The 17,695-nt window shown below is 59.2% G+C and carries 20 protein-coding genes and 2 tRNA genes; 9 read left to right on the forward strand and 13 right to left on the reverse strand.

Annotated elements, in window-relative coordinates; translation table 11 throughout:
• Entirely contained in the window at positions 1-939 is a 939-nt protein-coding gene (locus AXG89_RS00690; RefSeq protein WP_069638331.1) for a transporter substrate-binding domain-containing protein, read from the forward strand.
• Between the two features lie 31 nt (positions 940-970).
• Here the strand turns inward: AXG89_RS00690 and AXG89_RS00695 are convergent, their stop codons facing one another.
• Together AXG89_RS00695 and AXG89_RS00700 are read right to left on the reverse strand one after the other, a co-directional pair.
• Positions 971-1,423 carry an NUDIX domain-containing protein gene (locus AXG89_RS00695; protein ID WP_062167170.1) on the reverse strand — a complete coding sequence of 151 codons (453 nt, stop codon included), beginning with the start codon at positions 1,421-1,423 and terminating at the stop codon, positions 971-973.
• Between the two features lie 63 nt (positions 1,424-1,486).
• The gene (locus AXG89_RS00700) at positions 1,487-1,894 is read right to left on the reverse strand and encodes an RT0821/Lpp0805 family surface protein (protein WP_062167172.1); all 408 of its coding nucleotides are present in this window, start codon (positions 1,892-1,894) and stop codon (positions 1,487-1,489) included.
• Between the two features lie 262 nt (positions 1,895-2,156).
• Between AXG89_RS00700 and AXG89_RS00705 the strand changes: the two genes are divergently transcribed.
• The gene (locus AXG89_RS00705) at positions 2,157-2,429 is read left to right on the forward strand and encodes a hypothetical protein (RefSeq protein WP_062167174.1); all 273 of its coding nucleotides are present in this window, start codon (positions 2,157-2,159) and stop codon (positions 2,427-2,429) included.
• A 44-nt stretch (positions 2,430-2,473) separates the two neighbouring features.
• On the opposite strand, the gene AXG89_RS00710 is transcribed toward AXG89_RS00705, so the two are convergent.
• Together AXG89_RS00710 and AXG89_RS00715 are read right to left on the reverse strand one after the other, a co-directional pair.
• A tRNA-Arg gene (locus AXG89_RS00710) sits at positions 2,474-2,550 on the reverse strand.
• A gap of 80 nt (positions 2,551-2,630) precedes the next feature.
• On the reverse strand, positions 2,631-3,461 hold the full coding sequence (locus AXG89_RS00715; protein WP_062167176.1) for an undecaprenyl-diphosphate phosphatase: 831 nt from the start codon (positions 3,459-3,461) through the stop codon (positions 2,631-2,633).
• Between the two features lie 523 nt (positions 3,462-3,984).
• On the opposite strand from AXG89_RS00715, the gene AXG89_RS00725 reads away from it, so the two are divergent.
• The 3 genes from AXG89_RS00725 to AXG89_RS00735 all read left to right on the forward strand — a co-directional run bounded on the left by AXG89_RS00725 (position 3,985) and on the right by AXG89_RS00735 (position 6,131).
• The gene (locus AXG89_RS00725; protein ID WP_062167180.1) at positions 3,985-4,887 is read left to right on the forward strand and encodes an aldose epimerase family protein; all 903 of its coding nucleotides are present in this window, start codon (positions 3,985-3,987) and stop codon (positions 4,885-4,887) included.
• Positions 4,888-5,037: 150 nt separating this feature from the next.
• Positions 5,038-5,742, forward strand: a complete 705-nt coding sequence (locus tag AXG89_RS00730; protein ID WP_062167181.1) for a peptidoglycan DD-metalloendopeptidase family protein — start codon at positions 5,038-5,040, stop codon at positions 5,740-5,742.
• 56 nt (positions 5,743-5,798) lie between these two features.
• Entirely contained in the window at positions 5,799-6,131 is a 333-nt protein-coding gene (locus AXG89_RS00735) for a hypothetical protein (protein WP_062000926.1), read from the forward strand.
• A gap of 577 nt (positions 6,132-6,708) precedes the next feature.
• On the opposite strand, the gene AXG89_RS00745 is transcribed toward AXG89_RS00735, so the two are convergent.
• Complete coding sequence (locus AXG89_RS00745) at positions 6,709-7,242, reverse strand: Fur family transcriptional regulator (RefSeq protein WP_082771300.1); 534 nt, start codon at positions 7,240-7,242, stop codon at positions 6,709-6,711.
• On the opposite strand from AXG89_RS00745, the gene AXG89_RS44305 reads away from it, so the two are divergent.
• On the forward strand, positions 7,241-7,387 hold the full coding sequence (locus tag AXG89_RS44305) for a hypothetical protein (protein WP_155524224.1): 147 nt from the start codon (positions 7,241-7,243) through the stop codon (positions 7,385-7,387). The two genes, AXG89_RS00745 and AXG89_RS44305, sit on opposite strands and share 2 nt — an antisense overlap.
• 205 nt (positions 7,388-7,592) lie before the next feature.
• Here the strand turns inward: AXG89_RS44305 and AXG89_RS42720 are convergent, their stop codons facing one another.
• The 3 genes from AXG89_RS42720 to AXG89_RS00765 form a co-directional block, all read right to left on the reverse strand.
• A complete protein-coding gene (locus tag AXG89_RS42720) occupies positions 7,593-7,829 on the reverse strand; it encodes a type II toxin-antitoxin system death-on-curing family toxin (protein ID WP_205583055.1) in 237 nt (78 codons plus the stop codon).
• 159 nt (positions 7,830-7,988) lie between these two features.
• A complete protein-coding gene (locus tag AXG89_RS00760) occupies positions 7,989-8,171 on the reverse strand; it encodes a hypothetical protein (RefSeq protein WP_062167183.1) in 183 nt (60 codons plus the stop codon).
• Positions 8,172-8,425: 254 nt separating this feature from the next.
• A tRNA-Pro gene (locus tag AXG89_RS00765) sits at positions 8,426-8,502 on the reverse strand.
• A gap of 76 nt (positions 8,503-8,578) precedes the next feature.
• On the opposite strand from AXG89_RS00765, the gene sixA reads away from it, so the two are divergent.
• Together sixA and AXG89_RS00775 are read left to right on the forward strand one after the other, a co-directional pair.
• Positions 8,579-9,037, forward strand: a complete 459-nt coding sequence (gene sixA, locus AXG89_RS00770) for a phosphohistidine phosphatase SixA (protein WP_062167185.1) — start codon at positions 8,579-8,581, stop codon at positions 9,035-9,037.
• A 143-nt stretch (positions 9,038-9,180) separates the two neighbouring features.
• On the forward strand, positions 9,181-9,987 hold the full coding sequence (locus AXG89_RS00775; RefSeq protein WP_062167187.1) for a GNAT family N-acetyltransferase: 807 nt from the start codon (positions 9,181-9,183) through the stop codon (positions 9,985-9,987).
• 14 nt (positions 9,988-10,001) lie between these two features.
• Here the strand turns inward: AXG89_RS00775 and ppx are convergent, their stop codons facing one another.
• Positions 10,002-11,525 carry an exopolyphosphatase gene (gene ppx / locus AXG89_RS00780; protein WP_062170168.1) on the reverse strand — a complete coding sequence of 508 codons (1,524 nt, stop codon included), beginning with the start codon at positions 11,523-11,525 and terminating at the stop codon, positions 10,002-10,004.
• Positions 11,526-11,839: 314 nt separating this feature from the next.
• On the opposite strand from ppx, the gene ppk1 reads away from it, so the two are divergent.
• Entirely contained in the window at positions 11,840-13,903 is a 2,064-nt protein-coding gene (ppk1, locus tag AXG89_RS00785) for a polyphosphate kinase 1 (protein ID WP_062167189.1), read from the forward strand.
• 20 nt (positions 13,904-13,923) lie between these two features.
• Here the strand turns inward: ppk1 and phoR are convergent, their stop codons facing one another.
• From phoR to pstB, 4 genes are all read right to left on the reverse strand, one after another.
• Complete coding sequence (phoR, locus tag AXG89_RS00790) at positions 13,924-15,237, reverse strand: phosphate regulon sensor histidine kinase PhoR (protein WP_062167190.1); 1,314 nt, start codon at positions 15,235-15,237, stop codon at positions 13,924-13,926.
• Between the two features lie 82 nt (positions 15,238-15,319).
• A complete protein-coding gene (gene phoB, locus AXG89_RS00795; RefSeq protein WP_061999905.1) occupies positions 15,320-16,027 on the reverse strand; it encodes a phosphate regulon transcriptional regulator PhoB in 708 nt (235 codons plus the stop codon).
• 60 nt (positions 16,028-16,087) lie between these two features.
• Entirely contained in the window at positions 16,088-16,792 is a 705-nt protein-coding gene (gene phoU, locus AXG89_RS00800; RefSeq protein ID WP_061999906.1) for a phosphate signaling complex protein PhoU, read from the reverse strand.
• A gap of 37 nt (positions 16,793-16,829) precedes the next feature.
• Positions 16,830-17,585, reverse strand: coding sequence for a phosphate ABC transporter ATP-binding protein PstB (gene pstB / locus AXG89_RS00805; protein ID WP_172811968.1), 756 nt, complete (start codon positions 17,583-17,585; stop codon positions 16,830-16,832).
• Between the last annotated feature and the right edge of the window lie 110 nt (positions 17,586-17,695).

Genomic DNA, 17,695 nt, shown 5'->3' on the forward strand with positions numbered 1-17,695 from the left:
ATGCGCGCGTCTACGCGGCCGTCCGCTAGCGCAACGTGCGCAGCGCTCGCGCTCGCGCTGCTGCTGGCGGCGCAGACTGTCTGCGCGAGCACGGCGGAACAACCTCAAATCTCGCCCACGTTGCGCAAGATCGCCGAGAACAACAGCATTGTTCTTGGCGTGCGCGAATCGTCGGTGCCGTTCTCGTATCTGGATGCGAAGCAGCAGCCTATTGGCTATTCCCAAAGCATCGCGCTCAAGATAGTCGATGAAGTCCGGCGCCGCTTGCAAAAGCCTCATCTCGCCGTGAGCACGGTGGTGGTGACATCGACCAACCGCCTGTCTTACGTGGTCAACCATCAGATCGACCTGGAGTGCGGTTCGACCGCCCATATCCGGGACCGCGAACAACTGGTTGCATTTACCAACAGCTTCTTCGACTACGGCATCCGGATGGTGGTGAAGCGCAAGTCCGGCATCCGGAATTACAGCGACCTCGCCGGAAAAACGGTATCGACGACCGCAGGCACGTCCGACGAGCAACTGATCCGGGAATTGTCGATAAACCAGAAGCTCGACTTGCGGATCATCGCCGCCCGCGATCACGCGGAAGCGTTCGAGGCGGTCAAGACCGGCCGCGCCGTTGCCTTCGTCATGGACGATCCCCTGCTATATGGAAAGATCGCGCAGGAAGGCGCCGCGCAGCGCGACTATGTGGTCACAGGCGACCCGCTTGCGCATGAAGCGTATGCGTGCGTCATGCGCAAGGGCGACCCGGTCTTCAAGAAACTGGCCGATGACGTCATTGCCGGCATGCAACGTTCAGGTGAAGCGGAGACGTTGTACGACACGTGGTTCATGCAACCCATTCCGCCCGACAACATCAATCTGCGTTTTCCGCTCTCGCCCGAGATGAGAGCGCTGTTTGCGAATCCGAACGACCGGCCATCGGACAATTGAACGGCTGCATCAGCCCATCAGGCTCGACCCGTCAGTCCAGCGTTTGATGCAGTTCGGCAAGCGACAGCGTGGTCTGGAATAGCCGCGCGAGACTGCGGCTTGCATACTGGTCGACATCGGCCAGCGACACCCATCGGTAGGCATCCATTTCGGGGATCATCGTGCCGTCGCGCCGCCGGGGAAAGTACGATTCGCAGACGCACTCCTCGATCTTCACTTCGTCTCGGCTGACGCGCACGGCGAACAAATGCAAATCCTTGTCCCGCCGATACACAAAGCGCCCCAGATCCTTCAGCCGCTCCGCCGGCAAGACGATGCCCGTCTCTTCCACGAGCTCGCGCAACGCCGCCTCGACAGGCTCTTCGCCTTCTTCGCCCTGACCTTTGGGAATGTCCCAATGCGACGTCTCGGTCGCGTGACAGAGCAACACGTCGCCTTGCGTGTTGAGTATCACGACGCCGCACGAAACCGTCCGCTCAGCCATTGATCGATCTGCTGCTTCGAGCTACGAAAGGGTGTTCGCCGCGAAGCTTCAATTGGAGACTGCTCACTGCTTGAGCAGCGCCCATTTGCCGCCTTCGGTCTTGCAGACGGTCGGCGCCCAGGTCTGCGTCTGGCCCTTGGCATGCGCGACCATGGTCAGCTTCCGGCACGTCCTGTCGCCTTTCTTGTCCGTGTCCGACGGCGTGATCGTGCCAGTGACTGCTACCGGATTGCCGGCGCCTTCGTTGTTCCAGTCGAGCGATTCGCCGTCCTGCTTGGTATCCAGCGCGGTGTGCGCGGACTTGTTGAGTATCTGCAGATCACGCTGCTTCATGTACGTGATGGGCGTGTTGTTCAGGAACCCGAGATTAGCCGCTTGAGCTGCGCCGCTGCCTAGCAGCACGCAGCCCGCGACCAGTGACAACGTGATTTGCGTAGAGACGCGTTTGAGCCCGTGAGTCGGCTGTGACATGGAAATGTTCTCCCTCGTTGATATTGATTGATTTTCTGCGTGGATCGCCATTCGGAATGCTGGGACAGACTGGCGAGCAAGAATCGTGTGGGTCGAGGATAGCATGAGGCCACACGTGTTCCGCAAGCGTAGAAGCTCGGCCGAATGGCCATCGCGAGTATGTTTCAGAGAAATGCAGAACTATCTCGGACGTGTCCGATAGAGACCGGCGCAGAGCAAACCTAACATCAGTGAATCGCCGATTCTGCTTCCCCGCCCGCTCATGGAAACCCATCTCACGCCGACGTTTTACGGATGCCTGTGTATCGGGGTGATTGCGTGTGCGCTCATCATGCCGCAGGGCCTGGCAGCGGTGGACCGGCTGCTTGCAGGACAATCCGAGCGGTTTGATCTGGACAACTGGGGAGACGGAAATCGGTACGTGGACGAGATACAGCCGGCCATCTGGCCACGCGTCGTTACCGCCATAGGCGGCGCGCTGTTGTTCGCGGCGCTGCTTACGCTGATGTTTTTGTGCCAGCAACTTGCGCCGTGATGACGCAGACAAGCACAAAGAAGCGCGGACCGCTGAAGTGATCGTGGTACGGCAGGAGGGACTCGAACCCCCGCCCCTCGGCTTAGAAGGCCGATGCTCTATCCAGCTGAGCTACTGCCGCATTGCAGACGATCCAGGATTTTACCTCATCGAATGCACAAGGAGCCCCATTCGGGGGCTCCTCACGTCATTCGCGTGGTATCAGACCGGTTGCGGATGCAGCATGAACCAGCCGAGACAGAACGCGCCCGCAATCAGGCAATACACGCCGAATGCCGCGAGCCGCCCTTTTCCTTCGAAATAACGCATCAGGAAACGCACGCTCAGATATGCGGCGATGCCCGTCAGCACGCCGCCGAGGATGGCATCGGCGAGTTGATCGGGCGCATGGAAGAGCTTGGGCAGTTCGAGTACGCCGGCCGCGAAGATGATCGGCGTGCCGAGCAGAAACGAAAACTCGGCGGCTTTCTCGGCGCTCAATCCTGCGCCCACGCCCGCAATGATCGTCAGGCCGCTGCGCGAGAAGCCGGGAATCAGCGCGCCGATCTGCGCCAGGCCGACCAGGAACGCCTGCTTGAACGTGAGATCCTCTGGCGCGCGGGCGGAGCGGGAACGCGTCAACCGGTCACCTACCCACAGCAATACGCCGTTGACCATGAGTGCGACCGCGACGATCCGCAGGTCGTGGAAAAGCGCCTCGAGCCGCTTCTCGAGCAACAAGCCGACAATACCCGTCGGAATCGTGCCGATGATCAGCGCCCACATCATGTGGCCATCGGCATTCTTGCGGCCACGCAAGGACCCCACGAACCCGATCACCAGCGCCACCCAGCGCTTGCGGAAATACCACAGCAACGCGAGCGCGGTGCCAAGGTGAAGCGCGACAAGAAACGGCAGCAGCTGTGGCGCATGTTTGTCGATATGCATGCCGATCAAACCAGGCACGAGAAGGGTATGGCCAAGACTGCTGACCGGAAACAACTCGGTCACGCCCTGCAGCACGCTCAGGAAAATCAGAAACCACAAAGTCACGCGTCAGTCCTCTTTCGTTGTTGGCGATAAACCAGCGACAAGTCGCATGGTTTCGGCGGTGCGGCATACGGCACGCAAAACGCGCCGATTATGCCGGTCGCCAAAAGCAGCGCCAAGCGTTTGCGTGCGAGATCGCGCAATCGAAAGCTGATTGTTAGATATATGAATTCAAAAAGAAAAACAAAAAGGGCTCGTCGAAGACGAGCCCTTTTCAAACATGCCGATCAGCTAACGTGGCGTTCAGAGCTTGTATAAGAACAAAGCCGTCCCTGCGCCAAACGTACCAAAGATAAAAACTCCGAACATCATAGCCAGATCCATATCACCCTCGCCTTTCGTAGGATCATCTTGAACGATTGGATCGCCAAGGCCGCAAAATGTTTCACCCGCGTTACATCGTGCTTGCATTATCGGGCCAATGAAACCAGGTGTGTCAGTCGCAGTTTCCCCAAAAGGGTTTCCCCGTAGAATTGAGCGCGATGCATCGAACAGCCCGACCATTTACGCCAAGGAGACCACCCATATGTCATCACTACCCGAGATCCTGGAAATCAAACGCGATGACGCCGCCCTCGAAATTGCCCCCCACGCCGGCGCGCGCCTGATGACCTGGCGCGTCGGCGGCGAACCGGTCATCTTCTGGCCCGCCGCGCCTGACTGGTCCAACTTCGTCAAGATTCGCGGCGGCAATCCGCTGCTGTTCCCGTTTCTCGGCCGTCATTTCGTCGATGGCGAAATTGGCAAGTGGCGCGACCCGGACGGCGTCGTGCACGACCTCCCCATGCATGGCTTCGCGCGCAACCTGCCGTTCGAGCACAGGGTGGACGCGGACGGTCACGGTGTACGCATGACGCTCGTCGACAACGATTTCACGCGTCAGGGTTATCCGTTTGCTTTCCGTTTCGAGGCGGCGTACCGGCTCGTGGATGGCGTCACGCTCGATGTGGAATTGACGACCTCGAATCCGGGCGAAGTGCCACTGCCCTATTATTCCGGCCACCATTTCTACTTCGCGCTGCCGCACGATCAACGCGGCATCAGCAGCATCGAACTGCCGCGTACGGAAACGCGCCGGCAACTCGATGACGGCTCGATAAGCGAAGCGGAAGCCGGCAAGGCGCTCTATTCCATCGATGACCCGAGCATCCTCGACCGTTTTCATTGTTTCAACGGCCCGTCCGATCAACCCGTGCGGCTGGTTACGCCCGGTCTGAAACGCGCGGTGAACTTCGATCTGCAACGGCCTGACTCGGTGCCCTGGTATGCGGTCACGACCTGGACCGAAGCACCGGCGTCGGATTTTTATTGCGTCGAGCCATGGGTCGGTCTGCCCGATGCCATTCACAACGGTCACGGATTGCGTTGGCTTGCGCCCGGGAAAACGGAAACGGCAGCACTCAGGCTGACCATTTCACCGGCGTCGTAAGGGGAAGATGAGCGCCGCGCGCACCTGGGAGCGCGCAGGCTTCTGAGTGCCACGGCACGGGGACGTTAAAATCATACCTTTCGACGTTACGCGTTGTTGTTCGTCCGCCGTGGCTCTCCGGGTTGTGCGGCGCTTTGCGAGGTTCTGAGTTTGGTACAAATAATTCGACGGCTGACCTGCGCGACCTTGGTCGCAGTGCTCGCCGCGTGTGGCTCCGCACCTGTGGGACCGGGGTTTTATCGTGTGGAACGGGGCGATACGGTGTCCAAGATCGCCCGTGCGAACAGGACAACAGCGCAAAATATCGCGCGCTGGAACAACCTTGCCGACCCGAACGCGATTGAAGTCGACCAGGTGCTGCGTGTGGCGCCCCCGACGGGGACGGCCCTTGCATCGGCGCCTTCATCGACCGCGCCGGCCCGTACAGGCGGCACGAGTTCTGCGGAAACCGCTCCCGCTGTCTCCGGCGGCGCGATCCGGCCCGCCACCAGCATTTCGCTGATCTGGCCGGTCCAAGGCGACGTCATCCGCGGTTTCGACGGCAAGAGTTCGAAAGGTATCGATATTGGCGGCACACCCGGCACGCAGATCGTCGCGGCAGCGGCCGGCTCGGTGGTGTATGCGGGAAACGGCTTGCGCGGTTACGGCAACCTGTTGATCGTGAAGCACAACGCCGATTACCTCACCGCTTACGCGCATAATCGCGCGCTGCTCGTGAAGGAAGGCCAGAGCGTCGCGCAAGGCCAGCCCATCGCGGAAATGGGCGACAGCGACACAAACCGCGTGATGCTGCACTTCGAATTGCGCTACAAGGGCAGTTCGATCGATCCGTCGCGCTACTTGCCACCTCGATGAATGCATCGGCGCACAAACGCGTTCAGCCACGTTCAATCAGTTACAGGGAAGATTCGATGAAAGACAACGTCCGCGCCCCGGCGCCTGGAAAACTGGCCATGATGGCTGCCGTGCTGGTCGCTGCAGCAGCGCTGGCGGGTTGCGCAAACACGGCGAAACGGACTTATTTGCCAACCGGCGATACCGGTTTTGCGATCAACTGCAGCGGCGGCGATGCCAGCACAAGCTGGGCCGAATGCTACAAGAAGGCCGGAGAGATCTGCGGGTCGTATGGTTACGACGTGGTGTCGAAGGACGTGGACAACGGAGCGACATCGGGCGGATCGGTCGCCGGAATTTTTGGCGCGAACGTCAAGAACCGGTCGATGGTGATTCGCTGCAAGCAATAGGACTCGTACGGCTCGCAGCCGCATGATGCTTCACGGCGGCGCCGAGTCGCCTGCCTCGTTCCCGCACGTCCGGAACATGCAGCGAGCAGGCGAGCCGTGCTCCGCGCCACCGCCCCGACAACGGATCGATGTGCGACGCGAACACCAGCAAAGAAGCCATTGCCAGCGGGCAAACAGCAAGAAAGATCCACAGCGCGGTCATGTTCGAGATCAATTTCAACTGGAGAGATATTCGATAATACCGTTGCAGCAAGAATTTCGCATGACGCACGGCTATCCCGAATATTCGATCGTAACAATTACGTGACGCGGCCTTGGTTGCCGTGGCTTGCTTCTTCCTGGGATCGCACCGTCACACATCGGGTTACGCGTTGAAACAAGTGATCACAATCCAGCAGATTGTTGCGACCTAGAATGACTACAGCCCGCGCCTCTCTGCGCGAACAGGTACCGCGGGTCAGAAACGCCGATGTGCCCGCATCGGCGTTTCGCCTTTCTCTGCCCACGTCGTCTAGCGGCAAACAAAAGGCCGTTCCAACTCACGTCGGAACGGCCTTTTACCTCACTCAACGCTGACTCAATGCGACGCGTGATCGTGGTCATGCTTGTGAGCGCTCGGGTCCTCAGCCGCCTGGCATGCCGGGCAAATGCCCTTGAGTTCGATATCGTCACCCGCCAGTTTGTATCCGCTCGCCTCGACCTGCGATAACAAGCTCTGGCGCAACTGCTTTTGCTGCTGCAATTCGGTCACCCGCCCACATTGCTGGCAAACCACCAGCACGCCATGCTGGCAATGCGTCAGGTCGTGGCAGACCGTGAACGCGTTGATTGATTCGATCCGATGAATCAGTCCCGCCGACAGCAGGAAATCCAGCGCCCGATAAACCGTCGGCGGCGATGCGTTGGGATGCATCGCGCGCATTTCGTCGAGCAGCGTGTAGGCCTTCGTTGCACGTCCGGACGTGAGCAGCAGTTCCAGCACTGTGCGGCGGATGGGCGTGAGCTTTTGACCGCGTTCGCGACAGTAGTCGTCGGCCATGGTGACCGCAGCCTGAAGCGCGTCGGCAGACGAGTGGTCGTGGGACTGGGCGGCGTTGGCGGGCGTGTTCATGGACAAATTATACGCTGCTGCCACGTTCGGACAGGCGACAGGCTCGCGGCATGCAGGCGATCATTGCGGCTGCGCGGAGGGGGCTGCCCTGGCCGGCGCGATGGTCATGTCGGGCGGTGTGGTATCGGTTGGAACGCCCTTGTAGTCGGGCGGGTCCTGAGGTATTACGCGATGCGGCGTTGAATCGGCACATGCCGAGAGAATCAGGGAGCAGGCAAACAGAACGGCGAAGCGCGGCATGGACGGCCCGGAAATAATTCGTTGATTTGGAGAGTGAAGCAGGAAGAGTAAACGATATCGGGAATTGGGACCGAAGACGCGGATGAAGGCAAATTTCCAGGCAGCGACACCTACTCTGCACTCGCCTTTGGATCAAAGGGATTCGGCACAGCAAGCGTGGAGAAAATGTTGGCGAGATCAACGTAGTTAAGCTTTCCCTGCGCCACGTCGACCATGATGTCCTCGAGTGCCGCACTGCGCTTGACTATATACCCTTGCAAAAGCAGATACGCCAATGCGGAAACCAGCGCGGTCCTCTTGTTTGCGTCGGAAAACGCGTGACCACGCGCTATGGCCTCGGCATTCAAAACCGCGATTTCAAAAACGTCATCAAGCGTTTCGTACTTGCCTACACGCTTCTATTCGCCCATTTGCGCCTCCAAGAGCGCCGACGTTCTTGCCGGCGACCCCGGGTTCGTTTGCAAGAATAAAGTCATGGATCGCCAGGACAAGCCCTGAATCCAGCGTCATCGATTAGCAAGCGCCTGAATGACGGCGTGATGCTGTTCGTACACGCGTTTGGCCGCTTGCAATACCGCTTCACGGCCGCCGATAGAACTGGTCGACACCTCCGCGGTTGGCGGCTGCGTCACCGCACGCGCTTTCACTTCAATCCCATGGATATTCCCGGTTTTGCCTTCGCTGATCATTTTTGGGCCCCTTAATAGGTGATTTCAGCAACGTTTTCAATAGATTAGCAAATTGCATGTAAGCAATCGACCGGCGGCTGTGGCGTCCGTGGTCTGGTACAGGCTATTTCCGCGTTCAACACGAGTTCTATGCGGGCGTGGGCGCTGCTAGAGTGATCCGTCGCCCGAGGCCAAGAATCTGCAAAGTGCGCCGTTGGTCCTGAAAACAAAAACCCGCGAAGCCAAAGGCTACGCGGGTTTTAGCATGAAACTGGTGGTCGGAGCGAAAGGATTCGAACCTTCGACCCTCTGATCCCAAATCAGATGCGCTACCAGGCTGCGCTACGCTCCGACAAGAGCGAGACTATAGCGTTTTCCTGATACCGGCGCAATCGAAAACGCTTAAAACCGTCAAAAGGAGACACCCCATGAACCTCATTCTCTGGCGTCACGCCGAAGCGGAAGATCAGGCTGCGAGCGACCTCGCGCGCCAGTTGACCGGACGCGGCGTCAAGCAGGCACAGGCGGCCGCGAAATGGCTGAAAAGCCGTATCGATGGCGATGCGCTTTTCCTCGTCAGTCCCGCCACCCGCACCATCCAGACGATGGAAACCTTCGGCGACCGCTATCAGGTAGCGAAGGAAATCGCGCCGGGTGCGTCCGCGCAGGCTGTGCTCGATGCCGCGCAATGGCCGCAAGGCGCGGCGGAAACGGTCGTGGTCGTTGGACACCAGCCAACGCTCGGACGCGTTGCAGCCTTGCTGCTGACCGGTCAGGAAGCCGACTGGACCATGAAAAAAGCAGGTATCTGGTGGTTTCAGGGGCGATCACGCGCGGGCGACAGTCAGATCGTGTTGCGCGCCGTCACGAACCCAGACCTGCTTTAAAGCCGTTCACAGATCAGATCGAGGAGGGAGACCAGCCCACGCACTTCATTGAATCGTCACTGTGATGCCATGCGAGCGTCATTCGCGATACTTACATTGTCGGCTATCGGTAATACGTCAGCCAAATCCACTGGGGATTGTCAATGCAGGAATCGACGACGCACGCTTTCGTGAACCCATCGAATGGTACGAGCGGCCCGGACCGCTTGCCCCGCGCCGCCGAGACGGTGACAGCGCAGCACAGGCTGCGGGTATCCTGGGCGCATTCCGAGGCGGAACTTCGCGAGGCGCAACGCCTGCGATACCGCGTGTTCGCCGACGAAATGGGCGCCCAGTTGAAAGGTCCGGCGGGCCTCGACGTCGATACGTTCGATGCCTTCTGCGACCACTTGCTGGTCCGCGATCTGGACACGCTGAAGGTCGTGGGCACATACCGGGTCTTGCCGCCGCACCAGGCCGCGCGCGCGGGCCGGCTCTACGCCGAAAGCGAATTCGATGTCTCGCGCCTCGCCCACCTGCGCCCGAAGCTCGTCGAAGTCGGCCGCTCGTGTGTCCACGCGGATTATCGAAGCGGCGCGGTCATCATGTCCTTGTGGGGCGGCCTCGCCGCATACATGAAGCAGAACGGCTACGAGACCATGCTGGGTTGCGCGAGTGTATCGATGGCCGATGGTGGCCACTACGCCGCCGATCTCTTCGATGGCATGGAGAAGGACGCGTTGACGGCGCTCGAGTACCGGGCGTTCGCGCACACACCGCTGCCGGTGCAGGAATTGCGCACGGGCGCGAAAGTCACGCCGCCGCCGCTCGTCAAAGGTTATCTGCGCTTGGGAGCCAAGATTTGCGGCGCACCGGCGTGGGACCCGGATTTCAACACGGCTGATTTCCTGACGTTGCTGCGCGTATCCGATATCAACGAACGGTACGCGCGGCACTTCATGGCTGACTGAGCGCCGCGCCGGGATCAAACGCCCGTATAAACCACCCGATACGGCTTGCCGATCTTCTCCCACTCGGCCGCTTCCTGCACGAGGCTGTAGTCGGTCAGCGGATTCAGCGACACCCAGTCGTTGGGCAGCTTTACGTCGAACCCGGCGTTTGTCGCCGTCACCTCGATGGCCGGCAAGCCGACATCGGCCCGCCGTCTGCACAGCAGCGCCGCGAGCCGCAGGCAGAACAGCAGCGTCCAGTCGACATCACGCGCGTGGGAAAGCTTGCCAAGCTTGCCCACATGCCCCAGCACGAGACCGGCAAGGCGCGCCTGATCGGTGCGCGAAAAGCCCGGCATGTCGGCGTGACTTGCGATATACGCCGAATGCTTGTGGTACGCGCTGTGCGAGATGGAAAGGCCGATTTCATGCAGCGCCGCAGCCCATCCAAGGAACATCCTGTTCTCGATACGGCGCTCGGCATCGACGGAAGACGCGCCTTCTTCGAGCTGCTCGTAGAAGCTGATGGCGAGCTTCGCGATCCGCTCCGATTGCGCGCCATCGACCGAATAACGGCGCTTGAATCCTTCCACCGTCACGGTACGCATGTCCTGATGCTGCGTGCGGCCAAGCAGGTCGTAAAGCACGCCGAGACGCAACGCGCCGTCGGTGGTATCGACATAATCGATACCCAGTTCCTCGAAGACGCCCAGCATGATCGACAAGCCACCGGCCAGCACCGGAATACGGTCGGCCTTCAGTGCGATCAGCTTCAGCCGGTTCACGTTCTCGGCCTTGATCAACGCTTTTTTCAGCCGTTCCAGGCCGCCGCGCGAAATGCCGTGCGTGATGCCGGGGTCGTTGAAACCGTTCGCTTCGATCAACTCGGCGAGCGCGCGCGCCGTGCCCGATGATCCGATCGCCTGGTCCCAGCCGGTCTGTTTGTATTCGCTGGAAATGATCTCGATCTCGCGCTTGGCAGCCAGTTCGGCCTGGCGCATGGAGTATTCATCCACATTGCCGGCGGCAAAGAATTGCCGGCTATGGCTCACACAACCTATATAAAGGCTTTCCATGTGAATGGGCGTGTAATGCGAGCCGATGATGAATTCCGTCGATCCGCCGCCAATGTCCACCACCAGCCGTTTGCCGGCGCTCGCGGGCACGGAGTGCGCGGCGCCAGCGTAGATCAGGCGCGCTTCCTCGCGCCCCGCAATCACTTCGATGGGAAACCCAAGTGCGTTCTGCGCCTCGGCAAGAAACTCCTCGGCGTTCTTCGCCACGCGCAGCGCGTTGGTCGCGACCGCGCGCACGTGATCGGGGTGGAAGTCGCGCAGCCGCTCACCGAAACGCTTCAGCGCGTCCCAGCCGCGCAACTGCGAGGCGCGATCGAGGAATTTGTCGCGTGACAGTCCCGCCGCAAGCCGCACGGGTTCGCGCAGCGCATCGACCTGATAGATCGGGCTTCCTGACGGCGTCTCTTCAACGCGTCCGACGATCAGCCTGAAGCTGTTCGATCCGAGATCTACGGCTGCCAAAAGATGAGGTGAATTGACCATCGATTTTTTAGGTTCCGTAGGGTTGTTCGTGCATTCGCCATGCATGTCCCGGGCCGCAATGAAACTGAATGCGTGCCGCAGTGCGCCAATTTTAATTCCTGGCGGACCGATGTGCTGGTCTGCTGAAAAGCAAATGAAACAAACAGGAGGATAAATCGGTTTTGAGGTGCGCTCGGGCGAATCTCGCCAGGGTCGACCTTACGCACGCCCTGCGTTAAATTCGTGACATCATGAATTCATAAAAACGTCATCATATTGTGGTTCATTCCGGGCGATCCTTGCACATTCCGTTTTTTCGCGCACCTTTAATACTGATGTCCAACCGCTATCCCCTTCTGAACCGCGAACTGGGCATTCTGGGCTTCAACGAACGCGTATTGTCGCAAGCCGCCGATACCTCCGTCCCGCTGCTCGAACGACTCCGCTTCATCTGCATCACCAGCAGCAATCTCGATGAATTTTTCGAAGTCCGCATGGCCGGCATGCAGGAGCAGATGCGCGACAACCCGGGCTCGCTTTCACCCGATGGCATGTCGCTGCAGCACGTGTACGACCTAGTGGTCGAGCGCGCACACCGGCTGGTCCACCAGCAATACGCAATGCTGCAGGACATCGTCTATCCCGCGCTCGAAAGCGAAGGCATCTATTTTCATGGCGTCGAGTCATGGACCGAAGCGCAGACCGACTGGGCGCGCGACTACTTTCACAACGAATTGCTGCCCGTGCTGACGCCTATCGGGCTCGATCCCGCGCATCCGTTTCCGCGCGTGCTGAACAAGAGCCTGAACTTTGTCATCGAACTCGAGGGGAAGGACGCGTTCGGGCGGCAGGCGGTCATGGGGATCGTGCAGGCGCCGCGCGCACTGCCCCGGCTCGTGCGCATGCCTGAAGCGCTGTCGGGATATCCGCACGGGTTCGTATTGCTCAGCTCGCTGATGCAGTGCTTTGTCGACCAGTTGTTTCCGCATCTGGTCGTGCTTAGCTGCAACCAGTTCCGGATCACGCGCAACAGCGAATTGTTCGTCGATGAAGACGAAATCACGAACCTGCGCGTCGCGCTGCAAGGTGAATTGCCGGCGCGGCACCTGGGCAATGCGGTGCGCCTGGAGGTATCGGCGGAAACGCCTCCACACATGATTCGAAGGCTTCTGGATGAAAGCGAGCTGAACGACCGCGATTGTTATCGCGTGGACGGGCCGGTGAATCTCGTGCGCCTGATGCAGTTGCCCGAGATGGTCGACCGGCCCGATCTCAAGTTCGTCCCGCACATTCCGGCTGTGCCGAGCGTGATCGCGAATGCGTCCAACATGTTCGATGTCATCGATAAAGGCGACGTGCTTCTGCATCATCCGTACGAGAGCTTTCAGCCCGTGCTGGAGTTGTTGCTTCAGGCCGCCAAGGACCCGCAAGTCGTCGCGATCAAGCAGACGATCTATCGCACGGGAACGGATTCGCCGTTGATGGACGCGCTGATGCAAGCCGCGCGCAACGGCAAGGAAGTGACCGTGGTGGTGGAGCTGCTTGCACGTTTCGATGAAGAGACGAACATCAACTGGGCGTCGCAGCTCGAGGCCGTGGGCGCGCACGTGGTATATGGCGTGGTTGGCCATAAATGCCACGCGAAGATGATGCTGATCGTGCGGCGCGTGTCGCAGGGCGGCAAGATGATGCTCAGGCGTTATGCGCATCTTGGGACGGGGAATTATCATCCGCGAACGGCGCGTCTTTATACCGATTTCGGCATGATGACGGCGAATCAGGAAGTCTGCGAAGACGTGCATCATGTATTCCAGCAACTCACCGGCATCGGCGGCGAATTGCGTTTGCATCAGCTTTGGCAAGCGCCTTTCACGCTGCATCCAAATCTCATGGAAGCGATTCGCTTCGAAGCGCAAAACGCGCGCGCTGGCAAGAAGGCACGGATCGTCGCGAAGATGAACGCGCTGCTCGAGCCCACCGTGATCGGCGCATTGTATGAAGCATCGCAGGCGGGCGTGAAGATCGACCTGATCGTGCGCGGCGTGTGTGCGTTGAAACCGGGCGTAGAAGACCTGTCCGAGAACATCACCGTGCGGTCGATTGTCGGGCGTTTTCTCGAGCATCACCGCATCTTCTATTTTTATGCGGGCGGTGAAGAGAAGGTGTATCTATCGAGCGCGGACTGGATGGACCGCAACTTCTTCCGGCGCGTGGAAGTGGCTTTTCCGGTAATCGACCGGCGTTTGAAACGGCGGGTCATTGCGGAAGGTTTGTCGGCGTTTCTCGGCGATAACCAGTCCGCGTGGCTCATGCAAAGCGATGGGCACTACAGGCGGCGACGGCCGGGCAAAGCCATGCGCAACGCGCAGCTTGGGTTGCTTACGAAGTTCTGTTCCTGAACGAAAGAGAACGCGGCGCGTCAGGCCGCGATCGACTTCCTCAGTGAAGTGCGCGCCGCCGGAAACTTGACCAGGAATGTACTGCCGCGCCCTTCTTCGCTTTTGATTTCCAGGTCCGCGTGATGGCGCTGCAATACATGCTTGACGATAGCGAGACCCAGACCCGTGCCGCCGGTATCGCGAGACCGGCTTCTATCCACACGATAAAACCGCTCCGTCAAACGCGGAATGTGTTCGGCCGGAATGCCGAGCCCGCTATCCCGCACGGAAAATAGCGCGCGGTCACGAACGCGCTGCCACGTGACGTCGATGGTGCCGCCATCGGGTGTGTATCGAATGGCGTTTGTCACCAGATTGCCGAGCGCGCTGACGATCTCGGTTTCAGAACCGGACACGGTGAGCGCTTCGTCGATGTTGAACGTGATCCGGTGCCGGCCGCTCGATAAATTGTCGGCGTCCTCTTCCAGATGACGCAAAACCGCGCGCATGTCGAGCACGTCGTCGCTCGGAGGTTTGCCATCGCCTTCGAGATTGGCCAGCACCAGCAAATCACGCACGATGTTCTGCATACGCGCCGATTGCTGCTCCATCATTTCCAGATAACGTGCACGGTCCGATTCGTTTAGCGGGATCTCGCGCATGGTTTCAAGAAAACCGGACAAGACAGTCAACGGCGTCTTCAACTCATGCGAAACGTTCGCGACAAAATCGCGCCGCATGGAATCCGTTCTCTCCAGCTCGGTTATATCCTGCGTAAGAATCAGCTTGCGATTCTCGCCGTAAGGGAATATCTGCACCGACAACACATGCTGACGGTTCAAGCCCATTCCACGCATGATCAGCACTTCCTCGTAATGCTGCGAGGCAAGGTACCGGACGAAGTCCGGCTGGCGCACGAGATGGGTTATATGCTGGCGCAGGTCGCGTTTTGCATCGAGGCCAAAATGCGTTTCAGCAATGGCATTGCACCACTCGATCTGATCGGTATCGTCGAGCATCGCAACGCCATTCGGCGACGCCTGAATGCCCTGGATGAACCGCGAATGCTGCTGCTCGACCTGACGCACTTGCGCGTGCCAGCGCTTGGCAAGCTTGTGCAGCCGATAATAAATCTCGCCCCACACGCCCGGTGCGCTCGGCACTTCGCCGTACACGGGCGCGTCGAGCAGACGCCAGAGGCGCTGAGTATGAAAGGTGGTGAACAAGGCTTGCAGGACCAGCATGACGAGCGCAAAACACAGCGCTGTGCGCAAACCAAACAGCGCACCAACGAACACGCTCAATATCGCGAGTAACGCGAGGGACACGAGAGAACGCGTCCAGATGATATTCATGAATTAGCGGATCGAGATAATTGCCACGCGAGCCCACGACCCCTATTGGTCGCGGGTTTCATGCATTACACGAGCGCGCGGATCAAGCGCTCTTGGCCAGCCGGTACCCACTGCCACGAACCGTTTCAATCATAGCATCGCAACCGGCGGGCTTTAAAGCCGCCCGCAAACGCTTGATATGCACGTCCACCGTCCGCTCTTCGACGAACACGTGATCGCCCCAGACCTGATCTAGCAATTGCGTGCGGCTATGCACACGTTCCGGATGCGTCATGAAAAAATGCAGTAGACGGAACTCGGTCGGACCAAGATCCAGCTTGATATCGTCGGGATGACCATTGGAATGCGCCGCCACGCGATGCGTCGCCGGATCGAGACGCAAGCCGTTGATGGCCACCACGTCTTCTGTCAATTGCGGCGCGCGCCGGCGCAATACCGCCTTGATCCGCGCCATCAGCTCTTTAGGAGAAAACGGCTTGGTCACATAATCGTCCGCGCCGATTTCAAGTCCGAGCACTTTGTCCTGCTCGTCGCCGCGGGCAGTGAGCATGATGATCGGAATGTGTTTCGTGCGTTCGTTGCCGCGTAATTCCCGAGCAAAGGCGATGCCGGATTTACCCGGCAACATCCAGTCGAGAAGCACCAGGTCCGGCAATACGTCGCTGATCAGGTTTTGCGCCTGCTCCGCGTTATAAGCACGAATGGGGCAATGGCCCGCGTGTTGCAGATTCACCGAAATCAATTCGGAAATCGCGGGTTCGTCTTCTATAACGAGAATGCTGCTGGGCATCGGCACCTCTGTAACCTTCTTCGCGTAAGTGAACTTTCGTCAGTGGGAACTACTTGAATCTCAGCTCAGTGCTTCGCGTTCGAGTTGATCGCGCGACACATGGCGGACATCCGTACCCTTCACAATGTAAATGATGAATTCAGCAATGTTCTTTGCGTGATCGCCGATCCGTTCGACCGCTTTCGCGATGAACAAGTAGTCGAGTCCCGCTGAAATCATGCGCGGATCTTCCATCATGTACGTCACGAGCTTGCGCACGAACGCACGGAATTCTTCGTCGATGGCTTTGTCGTCACGCACGATCTGCGCAGCGGCGACCGTATCCAGGCGCGCGAATGCATCGAGCGCGCGGCGCAAGATGGACACCGCCATTTCGCCGGACAACTTGATTTCCGCGATGTTCACGTTGCGGCCCATGCCGTCTTCGTTGATACGCTTCACGCGCTTGGCGATCTTTTCGGCTTCGTCTCCGGCGCGTTCGAGATTAGTAATGGTCTTCGATATCGCCATCAACAAACGCAAGTCACGCGCAGCCGGCTGACGGCGCGCGATGATGTTGCTGCATTCCTCGTCGATCTCGACTTCCATGGTATTCAGGCGCTGCTCGGCCAGAATCACCTTGTCGGCAATATCCATGTCGAACGCATTGAGCGCCTGCATGGCGTTGATAATCTGCGACTCGACCAAGCCGCCCATTTCCAGCACCTTCGACGAAACCGCGTTCAGATCGGCATCGAATTGGCTCGACAAATGTTTATCGGACATATGTGCTCCTGAAGTCCTTTTTTAGCGCGTTATGCATTCAACCAAAACGGCCGGTGATGTAGTCTTCCGTTTCCTTGCGGGACGGCTTGATGAAGATCTTTTCCGTATCGCCGAATTCGATCAATTCGCCCAGATACATATATGCAGTGTAGTCCGAACAACGCGCCGCCTGCTGCATGTTGTGCGTGACGATGACCACCGTATAGTCGTTCTTCAGTTCGGCGATCAACTCTTCGATCCGGCCCGTGGAAATAGGGTCGAGCGCCGAACACGGTTCGTCGAGCAACAGCACTTCCGGACGGATCGCAATGCCGCGCGCGATGCAAAGACGCTGCTGCTGGCCGCCCGACAAGCCGTAGCCGCTTTGCTGCAGCTTGTCCTTCACTTCGTTCCACAGCGCCGCTTTCGTCAGCGCCCACTCAACGCGGTCGTCCATCTCCGAGCGCGACAGTTGCTCGAACATCTTCACGCCAAACGCGATGTTGTCGTAGATCGACATGGGAAACGGCGTCGGCTTCTGGAACACCATGCCCACGCGAGCACGCAAGAGCGAGATGTCGCGGCGTGTATCGAGCAGGTTGTTGCCGTCCATCAGGATCTCGCCTTCCGCGCGCTGCTCCGGATAAAGCGCGTACATCTTGTTGAACGTGCGCAGCAGCGTGGACTTGCCGCATCCCGACGGACCGATGAACGCGGTCACCTTGTGCTCCGGAATGCGCAGGTTGATGTTCTTCAGCGCATGAAACTTGTTGTAGAAGAAGTTGAGGTTGTTCACCTCGATCTTCGGTTTCATCGATCCAACCGGGGGCGCGTGGTGCGTCGGCTTGAAGCTGCCCGGCACGGCGCCGCGTTCTACTGGGTTCGTGTTCATATCGGTGGCCGGATTAGCGTTCCGGGTGCTCA

It is taken from the genome of Burkholderia sp. PAMC 26561 (genome assembly GCF_001557535.2).
Taxonomy (GTDB): Bacteria; Pseudomonadota; Gammaproteobacteria; order Burkholderiales; family Burkholderiaceae; genus Caballeronia.

Excerpts from the sequence above, each read along its gene's own strand:
- AXG89_RS00690 (WP_069638331.1), top strand. The coding sequence starts at position 1 with ATGCGCGCGTCTACGCGGCCGTCCGCTAGCGCAACGTGCGCAGCGCTC.
- AXG89_RS00695 (WP_062167170.1), bottom strand. The coding sequence starts at position 1,423 with ATGGCTGAGCGGACGGTTTCGTGCGGCGTCGTGATACTCAACACGCAA.
- AXG89_RS00700 (WP_062167172.1), bottom strand. The coding sequence starts at position 1,894 with ATGTCACAGCCGACTCACGGGCTCAAACGCGTCTCTACGCAAATCACG.
- AXG89_RS00705 (WP_062167174.1), top strand. The coding sequence starts at position 2,157 with ATGGAAACCCATCTCACGCCGACGTTTTACGGATGCCTGTGTATCGGG.
- AXG89_RS00725 (WP_062167180.1), top strand. The coding sequence starts at position 3,985 with ATGTCATCACTACCCGAGATCCTGGAAATCAAACGCGATGACGCCGCC.
- AXG89_RS00735 (WP_062000926.1), top strand. The coding sequence starts at position 5,799 with ATGAAAGACAACGTCCGCGCCCCGGCGCCTGGAAAACTGGCCATGATG.
- AXG89_RS44305 (WP_155524224.1), top strand. The coding sequence starts at position 7,241 with ATGGACAAATTATACGCTGCTGCCACGTTCGGACAGGCGACAGGCTCG.
- AXG89_RS00745 (WP_082771300.1), bottom strand. The coding sequence starts at position 7,242 with ATGAACACGCCCGCCAACGCCGCCCAGTCCCACGACCACTCGTCTGCC.
- AXG89_RS00760 (WP_062167183.1), bottom strand. The coding sequence starts at position 8,171 with ATGATCAGCGAAGGCAAAACCGGGAATATCCATGGGATTGAAGTGAAA.
- sixA (WP_062167185.1), top strand. The coding sequence starts at position 8,579 with ATGAACCTCATTCTCTGGCGTCACGCCGAAGCGGAAGATCAGGCTGCG.
- AXG89_RS00775 (WP_062167187.1), top strand. The coding sequence starts at position 9,181 with ATGCAGGAATCGACGACGCACGCTTTCGTGAACCCATCGAATGGTACG.
- ppx (WP_062170168.1), bottom strand. The coding sequence starts at position 11,525 with ATGGTCAATTCACCTCATCTTTTGGCAGCCGTAGATCTCGGATCGAAC.
- ppk1 (WP_062167189.1), top strand. The coding sequence starts at position 11,840 with ATGTCCAACCGCTATCCCCTTCTGAACCGCGAACTGGGCATTCTGGGC.
- phoR (WP_062167190.1), bottom strand. The coding sequence starts at position 15,237 with ATGAATATCATCTGGACGCGTTCTCTCGTGTCCCTCGCGTTACTCGCG.
- phoB (WP_061999905.1), bottom strand. The coding sequence starts at position 16,027 with ATGCCCAGCAGCATTCTCGTTATAGAAGACGAACCCGCGATTTCCGAA.
- phoU (WP_061999906.1), bottom strand. The coding sequence starts at position 16,792 with ATGTCCGATAAACATTTGTCGAGCCAATTCGATGCCGATCTGAACGCG.
- pstB (WP_172811968.1), bottom strand. The coding sequence starts at position 17,585 with ATGAAACCGAAGATCGAGGTGAACAACCTCAACTTCTTCTACAACAAG.